This is a genomic window from Rhizobium rosettiformans, assembly GCF_016806065.1.
Classification (GTDB): domain Bacteria; phylum Pseudomonadota; class Alphaproteobacteria; order Rhizobiales; family Rhizobiaceae; genus Allorhizobium.
On record NZ_CP032405.1, the window covers coordinates 2,821,654 to 2,833,700 of the forward strand.

The following is a 12,047-nucleotide window of genomic DNA, read 5'->3' on the forward strand; positions in this document are numbered from 1 at the left end:
CCACTTGACTTGGGTCAAGGCTGGGCGGGTTATGCAGGCTTAGAGAATTCTTGCGGCCAAACGCCTCAACTTTGCGTCAGGGGAGGTTTGGCTGTTGGAAAGCACCTGTCCTTGCCGTAATTGAGTTTCATGTTGTTCTGGATCATCTCCGCGCTGCTGACGGTCTTTGTTGCCGTCGTCCTGTTGTCCCCCTTGCTGCGGGCCTCGGCCCGGGCGACGCGTTATGACGAAGGCGAGGCGGCGGTCTATCGCGACCAGTTGCGCGAGCTGGAACGGGACAAGGCGCAAGGCCTGATCTCGGCGGAAGATGCCGACTATGCGCGCGCCGAAATCGGCCGTCGGCTGCTCGCGATCGCCGCCCGCGAAAAGGTGGGCGAAGCGGGAGAGGGGAGCGAGCCGTCCGATGGCGCGGCAAACTCGTCCGCCCGCCGTCGCTACACCTGGTCGCAGGCCTTCATCCTGCTCTGTCTTCCCGTGATCGGGCTTGCCGGCTATCTGGAAATCGGAAGCCCGGGCACACCCGATGCGCCGCTTGCCGCACGCATGGAAAATCCCGGCGACGATGTCGATCTGCTCGTCGCCAAGGTCGAGCAGCATCTGGCGAGCAATCCTTCCGACGGCAATGGCTGGAACGTTCTGGCGCCCGTTTATTTCCGCATCGGTCGCCTGCCGGATGCCGAACTCGCCTATCGCAACGCGATCCGCATTCTCGGCCCCGATGCCGACCGGATGAACGGGTTGGGCGAAACGCTGGTGCTGCGCAATGACGGGATCGTCACCGATGACGCCCAGATGGCCTTCCAGGCATCGCTGAAGCTCGAACCCAATAATCCGCGCGCAGACTTTTATCTGGCGCTCGCGCTCGAGCAGTCCGGCCGTCGCGCCGAGGCGCTGACCGCGTTCCAGAACATCGCCAAGGCCTCGCCGCCCACGGCCCCCTGGATGCCATTGGTCAACCAGCATATTGCGGCCAACAGCGCCGGCGTGCCGCTTGCCAATCAGCCGGCGCAGACGGGGCCGGACGGTGAGGCACAGGCTCAGAACCCCGCAGCCCCGGGCAACCCGACGGCCGAGGACGTTGCCAATGCCGGAACCATGTCGGAAGCTGATCGCGGCGAGATGATCCGCGGCATGGTGGCGAGCCTCGATGCGCGCCTGAAGGAAGATCCAAACAATTTCGAAGGTTGGATGCGGCTTGTCCGCTCCTATGCGATGCTGAAGGACAAGGAACGGGCGGAAGCCGCGCTGCAGGAAGGGCTGAAGACCTTCCCGGCCGCAGGCGCCGAGGGCCAGCAACTGCTCGCCATGGCGAGGGAACTCGGCCTTGATGTTGAGGAGGTGAGCCAATGACCCGCAAACAGAAACGCCTGGCCGTGATCGGCGGTGGCATGGGTTTCATTCTGACCGCCGTGCTCTTGGTGATGTTCGCCTTCGGCCAGTCGATCGCCTATTTCTACGTTCCGGCGGATCTGGCCCAATCCGACGTGCAGCCGGGCACCCGCATCCGCCTGGGCGGGCTGGTGGAAGCGGGCTCGGTGGTGCGTGGTGAAGGCTCGACGATCACCTTTACCGTGACCGACACGCTGAGCCAGCTGCCCGTGACCTATACCGGTATCCTGCCCGATCTTTTCCGGGAGGGGCAGGGCGTGGTCGCCGAGGGACGTTTCGAAGGCATGGACAAGGTCTTCGTCGCCGATACGGTTCTCGCCAAGCATGACGAGACCTACATGCCGAAGGACGTCGCGGATCGTCTGGAAGCGCAAGGGGTTGAACTGAGCGGCAAGGAAAAGATCCAATGATCATCGAGCTCGGCCATTATGCTCTCGTCCTGGCGCTCGCCACCTGTCTCGTCGTCTCCGTCCTGCCGGTGATCGGCGCACGGCGCGGCGATGCGGCGATGATGGCGGTGGGGACCACCGGCACCTACGCGATGTTTCTGCTGGTCGCCTTCTCCTTTGCCGTCCTCACTTACGGTTATGTCGTTTCCGACTTCTCGGTGCAGAACGTCTATGAGAACTCCCACTCCCTGAAGCCAATGATCTACAAGGTCTCCGGCGTCTGGGGGAACCATGAAGGCTCGATGCTCCTCTGGGTGCTGATCCTCGCCTTCTTCAGCGCCATGGTCGCCTTCTTCGGTACCAATCTGCCGGATCGGCTGAAAGCAAATGTGCTGGGGGTTCAGGCTTGGATCACGACGGCCTTCACGCTCTTCATTCTCCTGACGTCGAACCCCTTCATCCGACTGTCGCCAATCCCGGCGGAGGGTCAGGATCTCAACCCGGTCCTGCAGGACATCGGCCTCGCGATCCATCCGCCGCTGCTCTATCTCGGTTATGTCGGCTTCTCGGTCTGTTTCTCCTTCGCGATTGCAGCGCTGATGGACGGCCGCATCGATGCCGCCTGGGCGCGTTGGGTGCGGCCCTGGACGCTGGCGGCCTGGGTGTTCCTGACCGCCGGCATCTCGATGGGTTCTTACTGGGCCTATTACGAACTCGGCTGGGGCGGCTGGTGGTTCTGGGATCCCGTCGAAAACGCTTCCTTCATGCCCTGGCTCGCGGGCACTGCTCTTCTGCATTCGGCGCTCGTCATGGAGAAGCGTGATGCGCTGAAGATCTGGACGGTGCTGCTTGCCATCATCGCCTTCTCGCTGTCGCTGCTCGGCACCTTCCTGGTGCGTTCGGGCGTGCTCACCTCGGTGCATGCGTTCGCAACCGACCCGACACGCGGGGTCTTCATCCTCGGCATTCTCGTCATTTTCATTGGTGGCGCCTTCACGCTCTTTGCGCTGCGCGCACCGATGCTCAAGGCCGGTGGCCTGTTCCAGCCGATCTCGCGCGAAGGTGCGCTTGTCCTCAACAACCTGATCCTGACGGTATCGACCGCGTCGGTGCTGATCGGCACGCTCTATCCGCTGTTGCTTGAGACGCTGACAGGCGAGAAGATTTCGGTCGGTCCGCCCTTCTTCAACATCACCTTCGGGCTTCTTATGATCCCGCTTCTGCTGGCGGTGCCTTTTGGGCCGTTCCTCGCCTGGAAGCGTGGCGATCTTCTCGGCGCCTTGCAGCGGCTTTACGTGGCGGCGGCCCTTTCGCTCGTTCTCGGGCTTGGCCTCTGGTACGCCCAGAACGGCGGACCTGTCATGGCGGTGGGTGGCCTCGCGCTCGCCTTCTTCGTCATGGGCGGGGCGATTGCAGACCTCTGGTATCGTGCAGGCTTCGGCAAGCATCCGCTCTCGACCGCCTGGAGCCGCTTCAAGGGGTTGCCGCGCTCAGCCTTCGGCACGGCGCTGGCCCATTTCGGTATCGGCGTCACCGTGCTCGGCGTCGTGGCCGTCACTACCTTCGAGACGGAGACCGTGGTCGAGATGAAGCCCGGCATGACGGCGGAAGCCGGAGGCTATGTCGTGACCTTTGACGGTATCCGCGCGGCGACCGGACCGAACTATACCGAGGACCAGGGGCATTTCACCATCCGCGACGGTGGCGTTGAAGTGGCCGATGTCTGGTCGTCGAAGCGGCTCTATACGGCCCGCCAGATGCCGACGACGGAAGCCGGCATCGTCACATTCGGCTTCAGCCAGCTCTACGTGTCGCTGGGTGACCCGATGGCGGATGGCGGTATCGTCGTGCGCATCTGGTGGAAGCCGTGGATCCTTTGCATCTGGTACGGCACGATCGTGATGATGGCAGGCGGTATTGTCTCGCTCTCCGATCGCAGACTGCGCGTCGGCGCGCCGAAGCGGGCCAAGGTTGCGGCCAAGCCGACGCTGGAGGCTGCGGAGTGATGGCGTGGATCAAAGAAATTGCCCCTCACCCTGGCCCTCTCCCCGCAAGCGGGGAGAGGGGACGGCAGGCGCTTGTGGCTTCGGCCTTCTCCCCGCTTGCGGGGAGAAGGTGGCGGCAGCCGGATGAGGGGCGGGCAAGTCTGACGGTGCGGCGCCTTTTGCTGGTTCTCACACTGCTGTTCACCCCCATGCACGCCTTTGCCGTCAATCCGGACGAGGTTCTCGCCGATCCCGCGCTCGAACAGCGGGCGCGTGCGCTCTCCGCCGAGCTGCGCTGCATGGTCTGCCAGAACCAGTCGATTGACGACAGCAACGCCGAACTCGCCCGCGACCTGCGTGTCGTGGTGCGTGAGCGGCTGGTCGGCGGGGATACGGACGAGCAGGTGCTCGACTATGTCGTCTCGCGTTACGGGGAGTTCGTGCTTCTGAAGCCACGGCTCAGCATCCGCACGATCGGTCTCTGGGGGGCGCCGGCGGCACTCGCGATTATCGGTCTGATCGTCGCCGTCGTCTATACGCGCAGGAGGTCGGTGCAGCCGGTGGCGAAGCTTTCGGCGGAAGAGGAAGCGCGGCTGGGCAAGTTGCTTGAGCGGGAGTGATCAACGCTCTTCGAAGTCTTCATCGTCGTCCAGAGGCAATTCCGGGGGGCGCTCACGTCCGTTGCGGATTGTCAGGATAACGATCGCCTCAGCGCCAACCTCGTAGTGAATGAGATAGTCTCCCAGCACGAACCGGCGCAAACCTCGAAGGGGGAGATCGGTCGCTTCCTGCCCCATGGAGGGGAACTGCCTGAGTGCAGTAACAAACTGCTTCACGTCGTGGAGAAATCGCTCACCACCGGCCCGGTGGCGCTCTCTAAGATAGGCCGCTTCCCGCGCCACATACGCTCTGGCATCGGGAGAGAAGATGACTTTCACGCCGCGGCACCCTTGGTGATGGTGGCGAGTTCGATGAGCACCTCTTCAGCGTCCGTTCCTTCACCACTGGCAACGGCCTTTCGTGCCTCGGCAAGCTCCCGGATTTCACGACCTTCCTGCGCCATATAGGCTTTCAAAGCTCGCACCATGACCCAGCTGCGGCTGCGCTCGCAGGCACCGGCCACGGCTTCTATCTCGGCAATAAGATCAAGCGGCAACCGAAGTGTGATCGGATCTGACAATGGCTGTTTCGACATCGCTTTTTGCTCCGTTTGTAATACGGAAGATAGCAATGGTCTCAAGCCGGGTCAAATGGAGCCAAAGATTACCAAGAATTCATCTGCCGTACAGTTCGCCGTAACGTGACGGCTCCTATATCTCTCTTCATCCACCGCTTCCCACCGCCGGGTTGTCCGGCGGCTCCAGTCAGAAGAACAGATGAAGGTAGATCCCATGTCTGAATTTAAAGGTCGCTCCGTCAAGACGATCCTCAAGACCTCCACCGCCGCCGGCCTTGCCGCCATGATGCTGGTGACGGCTGCTCCCTTCGCCGCCGTTCCGGCGCTTGCTGCTCCCGTCGAAGTCAACGCGCCCCAGGTGCCGAGCTTCGGCGATGTCGTTGAAGCCGTGCTGCCGGCCGTTGTCTCCGTACGCGTCCAGTCGAACGTCCAGCCGGCGTCGAGCGACGAGAGCAACTTCTCCTTCAATTTTGGTGGCCGCAGCTTCGACGACCTGCCTGACGATCACCCGCTGAAACGCTTCTTCCGCGAATTTGGTGGCCCCGGCATGGAAGGTCCTCGTGATCGCGGCCCGCGCGCCGAGCGTGGTCCGCAACGCCTGCGCCCGACCGCTCAGGGCTCCGGCTTCTTCATCTCCGAAGACGGCTATATCGTCACCAACAACCACGTCATCAACGACGGCTCCGCCTTCACCATCGTGATGACCGACGGCAAGGAGTACGACGCCAAGCTCGTCGGCAAGGACAGCCGTACTGATCTGGCCCTGCTCAAGGTCGACTCGCCGAACACCAAGTTCACCTACGTGAAGTTTGCGGACGACGAGAAGGTCCGCGTCGGTGACTGGGTCGTCGCTGTCGGCAATCCCTTCGGTCTCGGTGGCACGGTCACCGCCGGCATCATTTCTGCCCGTGGCCGCAACATCGGATCCGGTCCCTATGACGACTACCTGCAGATCGACGCGGCTGTAAACCGTGGCAACTCGGGCGGCCCCGGCTTCAACCTGAACGGTGAAGTCGTCGGTATCAACACCGCGATCTTCTCGCCCTCCGGCGGCAATGTCGGCATCGCCTTCGCCATTCCGGCCTCGGTTGCGACCGATGTCATCGCCAAGCTGAAGGAGACCGGTACGGTGTCGCGCGGCTGGCTCGGTGTGCAGATCCAGCCGGTGACGCAGGATATTGCAGACAGCCTCGGTCTTGCCGAAGATTCTGGTGCGCTTGTCGTCGCGCCCCAGGCCGGCTCTCCGGGGGAAGCCGCCGGCATCAAGCAGGGCGACGTCGTGACGGCAGTCAATGGCGACCCGGTCAAGGATCCCCGTGATCTGGCCCGCCGCATCGCCGCCTTTGCACCGGATACCACGGTTGATGTGACACTGTGGCGTGACGGCAAGGCGACCGAAGTCAAGGTCAAGCTCGGCGAACTGCCGGCCGACCAGGCTGCGAGCGCCGGCACGGAGAACGATGCAGCACCTGCGCCGGAAGCAGAGCAGGAACTGTCGGGCCTCGGCCTCTCGGTTCGTCCTGCCGATGGCGGCAAGGGGCTTGCCATCCTCGACGTCGATCCGTCGAGCGATGCCGCCGACAAGGGCCTGAAGGCCGGCGAGACGATCACCTCGGTCAACAACCAGGAGGTTTCTTCGGCCGCCGACGTCCAGAAGGTTCTGGAGCAGGCGAAGAAGGACGGCCGGACCCGGGCGCTCTTCCAGGTCGAATCGGATAGCGGCAGCCGCTTCGTGGCTCTACCGATCAACCAGGGCTGATTGCGATGTGACGAAGGGCGCCGGCGGTCGAGGACCGGTGGCGCCCTTTGTCGTTTCCGGCGGTTGCGACCGCTGCGTGTCAGGAAAGGACAAAGCATGGGGATCGCGGAACACGGACAGCCGAAGTCCGGCGAAACCGTCTATACGGTGACGGATGCCGAGGCTAATGTCGCGCACATGAAGATACTTGTCATCGAAGACGACCTGGAAGCTGCAGCCTATATGACCAAGGCCTTTCGCGAGGCCGGCATCGTCGCCGATCATGCGAGCGACGGCGAAAGCGGGCTCTTCATGGGCACCGAAAATGCTTATGACGTGATGGTCGTTGACCGCATGCTGCCGCGCCGCGACGGTCTCTCCGTCATCAGCGAGCTGCGCAAGCGCGGCATCGATACGCCTGTCCTGATCCTCTCGGCACTCGGCCAGGTCGATGACCGCGTCACCGGGTTGCGGGCCGGTGGAGACGACTATCTTCCGAAGCCCTATGCCTTTTCCGAACTGCTGGCGCGCGTCGAGGTGCTTGGCCGCCGCAAGGGCAAGCCGGAGCAGGACATGGTTTACCGCGTCGGCGATCTCGAGCTCGACCGTCTCTCCCACGAGGTGAAACGCGCGGGCAAGGAGATCCTGCTGCAGCCGCGTGAATTCCGCCTGCTGGAATACTTGATGAAGAATGCCGGGCAGGTGGTGACCCGCACCATGCTGCTCGAAAACGTCTGGGACTATCACTTCGACCCGCAGACCAATGTCATCGACGTGCATGTCTCGCGGTTGCGTTCGAAGATCGAGAAGGATTTCGATCGGCCGCTCTTAAAGACGGTGCGTGGCGCCGGTTACATGATCAAGGACGAAGGCTGACATGCAGCTGAAGTCCCGTCTCGGGGTGCTGGCCAAGTCCACGGCAGTCCGGCTGTCTGCGCTCTACATCATTCTTTTCGCGCTCTGCGCCGCTTTCCTCGTCTTTTACGTGACGGGGCTTGCCGAGCGCATCCTCAACAACCAGACACGCGATGCGCTGCGCCAGGAGGTGACCGAGATCCAGGGCGCGTTCGAGCGCGGCGGCATCAACCAGTTGCTTCGGACCATGGAGCGCCGCGCCCGGCAGCCGGGCGCCAACCTCTATGTGATCGCGAGCCCCAACGGCGAGATCCTCGCCGGCAACGTCGCCTCGCTGCAGCCCGGCGTCTTCGACGAGGAGGGCTGGACCAACTTCCCCTTCCGCTACCAGCGTTATACCGACAGTGGCGCCGTGAAGCGTCACCTGGCGACGGGCCATGTCTTCGTGCTCGAAAACGGGATCCGGGTGCTTGTCGGTCGCGATCTCGGCGAACCGGGCAAGCTCAGGCTGCTCGTCCGCCAGGCGCTGATGGTGGCGCTTCTCATCATGGGCGTCGGCGCGGTCGTCATCTGGTTTGCGATCGGCCGCAATGCGCTCAAACGCATCGATCGAGTTTCGGCGGCAAGCCAGAAGATCATGGCGGGTGACCTCTCGCAACGCCTTCCCGTGTCAGGATCGGGCGACGAGTTCGACCGGCTGTCGTCCTCGCTGAACGGCATGCTGGGGCGGATCGAACAGCTGAACGAGGGATTGCGCCAGGTCTCCGACAACATCGCCCACGACCTGAAGACGCCCTTGACGCGATTGCGCAACAAGGCGGCCGATGCGCTGAACGAGGATGATGCGAATGCCCGCAAGGCAGCGCTCGAGACAATCATCGGCGAATCCGATCAGCTCATCCGTACCTTCAATGCGCTTTTGATGATTTCGCGGGTGGAAGCAGGCTCGATAGCGGCAGAACTGTCCGACATCGACATCTCGGCAATTGCCGCCGACAGTGCCGAACTCTACGAGCCGGTGGCGGAGGAGGCGGGCCAGGCCATGATTTGCGAGATGTCGCCGGGCCTTTCCGTGCGCGGCAATCGCGAACTGGTGGGGCAGGCGATCTCCAACCTGATCGACAATGCCATCAAATATGGCAGCCAGGGTGCCGAGGGCTCGGAGATCCGCGTGCGTGTGTCGCGCGGGGCCGATGGCGTGGAGATTGCCGTCTCGGATCAGGGGCCGGGCGTGCCCGAAGACAAGCGCGCCGAAGTGGTGAAGCGCTTCGTGCGCCTCGACAAGAGCCGGTCGAAGCCAGGCACCGGACTGGGCTTGTCGCTTGTGGAGGCGATCATGGCGCTGCATGGTGGGCGACTTGTGCTGTCCGACACGCGCAGTGATCCCGATCATCCCGGCCTGACGGCGACCATGGTTTTTCCCGGACTGAAGCCGTAACCTGACCCGGTTTGAGATTCGCTAGAAATCTCGACCGGGAGAGGAGACGCTGATGGGGAACGGCAGGACGAGCAGATTGTCCGATGTGGCAGAGGGCGTGATCCGTCCGCTGAACCAGACGGAGCTCAAGGCGGCCAATGCGCTGCTGAAAGACCTGACGAAACAGGAGCCGGCGCTTGCCGAGCATCTTGCGGCCGATGGCCCCGTGCGGAGCTTCGTGCTCTCCGCCTTCACGCTTTCCCCCTATCTGCGCGATCTCGCCAACCTGAAACCGTCGCTGCTGCTCGATGCTGTCTCGGCGCCGATCGAGCCGCAGATCCTCGACGCGATCGAAGAAGCGCGCACGGCCTGGAGGCCCGATGCATCCGGTGCTGTACCGGGCGAAGGCGAGGTCATGGCAAGGCTGCGGCGCGCCAAGCGCAAGGTGGCGTTCCTGACGGCGCTGGCCGATCTCGCCCGGGTCTTTACCGCCCGCGATACCACGGCCTGGCTGAGTGCGGTGGCAGACGCAGCCGTGGCCGCGACCATCGATCATCTGCTGCTTGCGGGCCATGAGGGCGGCAAGCTCACCCTCAAGAACCGCGATAACCCGGCTGAAGGCAGCGGGCTGATCGTGCTCGGCATGGGCAAACACGGCGCCCGCGAACTGAATTATTCGTCCGACATCGACCTCGTGATCTTCTACGACCCGGACTCCGGGATCCTTGGGGATCCAGATGATGCCATGGAGACCTATGGCCGGATGATGCGTCGTCTGGTGCGCATCCTACAGGAGCGCACGGCGGATGGTTATGTCTTCCGCACAGATCTTCGCCTGCGGCCCGATCCGGGCTCGACGCCGCTTGCCGTACCCGTCGAGGCAGCGCTCATCTACTACGAGGGCCGGGGACAGAACTGGGAGCGGGCTGCCTTCATCAAGGCGCGGCCGGTGGCCGGCGACCTGAAGGCAGGCGAGGGCTTCCTGAGGGAGCTTGTGCCCTTCGTCTTCCGCAAATATCTCGACTATGCGGCGATCGCCGACATCCACTCGATCAAGCGCCAGATCCATGTGCATAAGGGCCATGGCGCGATTGCGGTGAAGGGCCACAACGTCAAGCTCGGCCGCGGCGGCATTCGCGAGATTGAATTCTTTGCCCAGACCCAGCAGTTGATCGCCGGTGGTCGCATGCCGGACCTGCGCTGCCGCTCCACGGAGGAGGCGCTGAAGGCGCTGGCCGCGGCGCGCTGGATCGACGAGCAGACGGCCGAAGAACTGACCGACTGCTACTGGTTCCTGCGCGATGTCGAGCACCGCATCCAGATGGTGCATGACGAGCAGACGCATGTCTTGCCCGAAACCGAGGCGGAGCTGAAGCGCATTGCCTTCATGCTGGGCTTCATCGACACGACCGCCTTTTCGCGGGCGCTGGAAACGACGCTGAAGACCGTCGAGAAGCGCTATGCCCGTCTCTTCGAAAAGGAGGAGGGCCTGTCGAGCGCGACGGGCAATCTCGTCTTCACCGGCCAGCAGGATGACCCGGACACTCTGAAGACGCTGAAGGGGCTCGGCTTCGAAAGGCCGGAAGCCATCTCCGGTGTGATCCGCACCTGGCACTATGGCCGTTACCGCGCGACGCAATCGGTGGAAGCGCGTGAGCGGTTGACCGAGATGACGCCGGATCTCTTGAAGGCCTTCGGCGAGAGCCGGCGGGCCGACGAGGCGCTGCTGCGCTTCGACAACTTCCTCTCAGGGCTTCCCGCCGGCATCCAGCTCTTCTCGCTGCTCGGCAACAATCCCGCCCTTCTCGACCTGATGGTCAACATCATGGCGGCCGCCCCGCGGCTTGCCGAGATCATCGCAGAGCGGCCGCATGTCTTCGACGGCATGCTGGATCCGGGTCTTCTGGTCGAGCTTCCCACCCGCGACTATCTCGCAAAACGGCTGAAGAGTTTCCTCTCCAGCGCCCGCCATTACGAGGAAATCCTCGACCGGCTGCGCATCTTTGCCGCCGAGCAGCGATTCCTGATCGGCATCCGCTTGCTGACCGGCTCGATCGGCGGCGTCCAGGCAGGCCACGCTTTCACCGACCTCGCCGACCTCGTCATCGACGAGGCGCTGAAGGCCGTCATCGCGGAGATGGAGGCGGCGCATGGCAAGATCCCCGGTGGCCGCGTGGCGCTGGCCGGCATGGGCAAGCTCGGCTCCTTCGAACTGACGGCAGGATCCGATGTCGATCTGATCCTGCTCTATGAGCGTGACGACGATGCCTCTGAATCCGATGGTGCAAAGCCGCTTGATCCGGTGCGTTACTTTACCCGGCTAACCCAAAGGCTGATCGCGGCATTGTCTGCGCCCACGGCCGAAGGTGTGCTCTACGAGGTCGACATGCGGCTTCGCCCCTCAGGCAACAAGGGGCCGGTGGCAACGAGGCTTCGCGCCTTTGCCCGCTACCAGCGCGAAGAGGCCTGGACCTGGGAACACATGGCACTCTCGCGCGCTCGCATGATGTCCGGCGATGCGGGCCTCGTCGCCGAGGCCGAGCGGATCATCGAAGAGGTGCTGGCCGCTCCGCGCGATGGCGGAAAAACGGTCAAGGACGTGTTGGAAATGCGCGCCCTGATCGAACAGGAGAAGCCGGCCAAGGACATCTGGGACCTGAAGCTCATACCCGGCGGACTTGTCGATATCGAGTTCATTGCGCAATACCTGGCGCTGGTGGCTCCCGCGAAGGGTCACCGCGTGCGCACCAACGAATTGTCGACGGCGGACGCACTGAAGGCGCTCGGCGCGCTCATCGACCCCAACGATCTCGATATCTGCCTATCGGCGCTCAAGCTCTACACGGACCTGTCGCAGGTCATTCGCCTCTGCATCGACGGCCCCTTCGATCCCGCCAATGTGCCGGCTGGCCTCACCGACCGCGTCGCACGCGCAGCGGAAAGCCCCGATATGAAAACGGCCGAGGCGGAGGTGAAACGGCTCTCGAAGGCGGTGAGGAAGGTGTTTTCGCGGGTGGTAGCGTAGCGATCAGCCTCGTGATCGCAAGGCCTCGCGCAAAACAGATCCGGCCCATGGGAGGGCCGGAAACCAGGTCTC

At 63.4% G+C, this 12,047-nt stretch carries 10 protein-coding genes; 8 read left to right on the forward strand and 2 right to left on the reverse strand.

Annotated features, from left to right (window positions below):
• The first annotated feature begins 129 nt into the window (after window positions 1–129).
• The 4 genes from ccmI (at window position 130) to D4A92_RS13790 (ending at window position 4,383) form a co-directional block, all read left to right on the forward strand.
• Entirely contained in the window at window positions 130–1,350 is a 1,221-nt protein-coding gene (gene ccmI, locus D4A92_RS13775; protein WP_203014127.1) for a c-type cytochrome biogenesis protein CcmI, read from the forward strand.
• Window positions 1,347–1,799, forward strand: coding sequence for a cytochrome c maturation protein CcmE (gene ccmE, locus D4A92_RS13780; protein ID WP_006727301.1), 453 nt, complete (start codon window positions 1,347–1,349; stop codon window positions 1,797–1,799). The genes ccmI and ccmE overlap by 4 nt, the downstream gene beginning before the upstream one ends.
• Entirely contained in the window at window positions 1,796–3,784 is a 1,989-nt protein-coding gene (locus D4A92_RS13785) for a heme lyase CcmF/NrfE family subunit (RefSeq protein WP_203014130.1), read from the forward strand. Before ccmE ends, D4A92_RS13785 begins: the two co-directional genes overlap by 4 nt.
• 188 nt (window positions 3,785–3,972) lie before the next feature.
• The gene (locus tag D4A92_RS13790; RefSeq protein ID WP_246754112.1) at window positions 3,973–4,383 is read left to right on the forward strand and encodes a cytochrome c-type biogenesis protein; all 411 of its coding nucleotides are present in this window, start codon (window positions 3,973–3,975) and stop codon (window positions 4,381–4,383) included.
• On the opposite strand, the gene D4A92_RS13795 is transcribed toward D4A92_RS13790, so the two are convergent.
• Both D4A92_RS13795 and D4A92_RS13800 read right to left on the reverse strand, forming a co-directional pair.
• Entirely contained in the window at window positions 4,384–4,701 is a 318-nt protein-coding gene (locus tag D4A92_RS13795) for a type II toxin-antitoxin system RelE/ParE family toxin (protein WP_203014133.1), read from the reverse strand.
• Complete coding sequence (locus D4A92_RS13800; protein WP_203014136.1) at window positions 4,698–4,958, reverse strand: CopG family ribbon-helix-helix protein; 261 nt, start codon at window positions 4,956–4,958, stop codon at window positions 4,698–4,700. The genes D4A92_RS13795 and D4A92_RS13800 overlap by 4 nt, the downstream gene beginning before the upstream one ends.
• A 196-nt stretch (window positions 4,959–5,154) precedes the next feature.
• Here D4A92_RS13800 and D4A92_RS13805 point away from each other — a divergent pair, with 196 nt between their 5' ends.
• From D4A92_RS13805 to D4A92_RS13820, 4 genes are all read left to right on the forward strand, one after another.
• Window positions 5,155–6,699, forward strand: a complete 1,545-nt coding sequence (locus tag D4A92_RS13805; RefSeq protein WP_203014139.1) for a Do family serine endopeptidase — start codon at window positions 5,155–5,157, stop codon at window positions 6,697–6,699.
• Window positions 6,700–6,795: 96 nt separating this feature from the next.
• Window positions 6,796–7,554, forward strand: coding sequence for a response regulator transcription factor (locus D4A92_RS13810; protein WP_348649882.1), 759 nt, complete (start codon window positions 6,796–6,798; stop codon window positions 7,552–7,554).
• 1 nt (window position 7,555) lies between these two features.
• Entirely contained in the window at window positions 7,556–8,971 is a 1,416-nt protein-coding gene (locus D4A92_RS13815) for a sensor histidine kinase (protein WP_203014141.1), read from the forward strand.
• A gap of 52 nt (window positions 8,972–9,023) precedes the next feature.
• Complete coding sequence (locus D4A92_RS13820) at window positions 9,024–11,975, forward strand: bifunctional [glutamine synthetase] adenylyltransferase/[glutamine synthetase]-adenylyl-L-tyrosine phosphorylase (RefSeq protein ID WP_203014144.1); 2,952 nt, start codon at window positions 9,024–9,026, stop codon at window positions 11,973–11,975.
• Window positions 11,976–12,047: the final 72 nt, after the last annotated feature.

Coding starts and splice junctions, on each gene's coding strand:
- ccmI (WP_203014127.1), top strand. CDS start 130: ATGTTGTTCTGGATCATCTCCGCGCTGCTGACGGTCTTTGTTGCCGTC.
- ccmE (WP_006727301.1), top strand. CDS start 1,347: ATGACCCGCAAACAGAAACGCCTGGCCGTGATCGGCGGTGGCATGGGT.
- D4A92_RS13785 (WP_203014130.1), top strand. CDS start 1,796: ATGATCATCGAGCTCGGCCATTATGCTCTCGTCCTGGCGCTCGCCACC.
- D4A92_RS13790 (WP_246754112.1), top strand. CDS start 3,973: ATGCACGCCTTTGCCGTCAATCCGGACGAGGTTCTCGCCGATCCCGCG.
- D4A92_RS13800 (WP_203014136.1), bottom strand. CDS start 4,958: ATGTCGAAACAGCCATTGTCAGATCCGATCACACTTCGGTTGCCGCTT.
- D4A92_RS13805 (WP_203014139.1), top strand. CDS start 5,155: ATGTCTGAATTTAAAGGTCGCTCCGTCAAGACGATCCTCAAGACCTCC.
- D4A92_RS13810 (WP_348649882.1), top strand. CDS start 6,796: ATGGGGATCGCGGAACACGGACAGCCGAAGTCCGGCGAAACCGTCTAT.
- D4A92_RS13815 (WP_203014141.1), top strand. CDS start 7,556: ATGCAGCTGAAGTCCCGTCTCGGGGTGCTGGCCAAGTCCACGGCAGTC.
- D4A92_RS13820 (WP_203014144.1), top strand. CDS start 9,024: ATGGGGAACGGCAGGACGAGCAGATTGTCCGATGTGGCAGAGGGCGTG.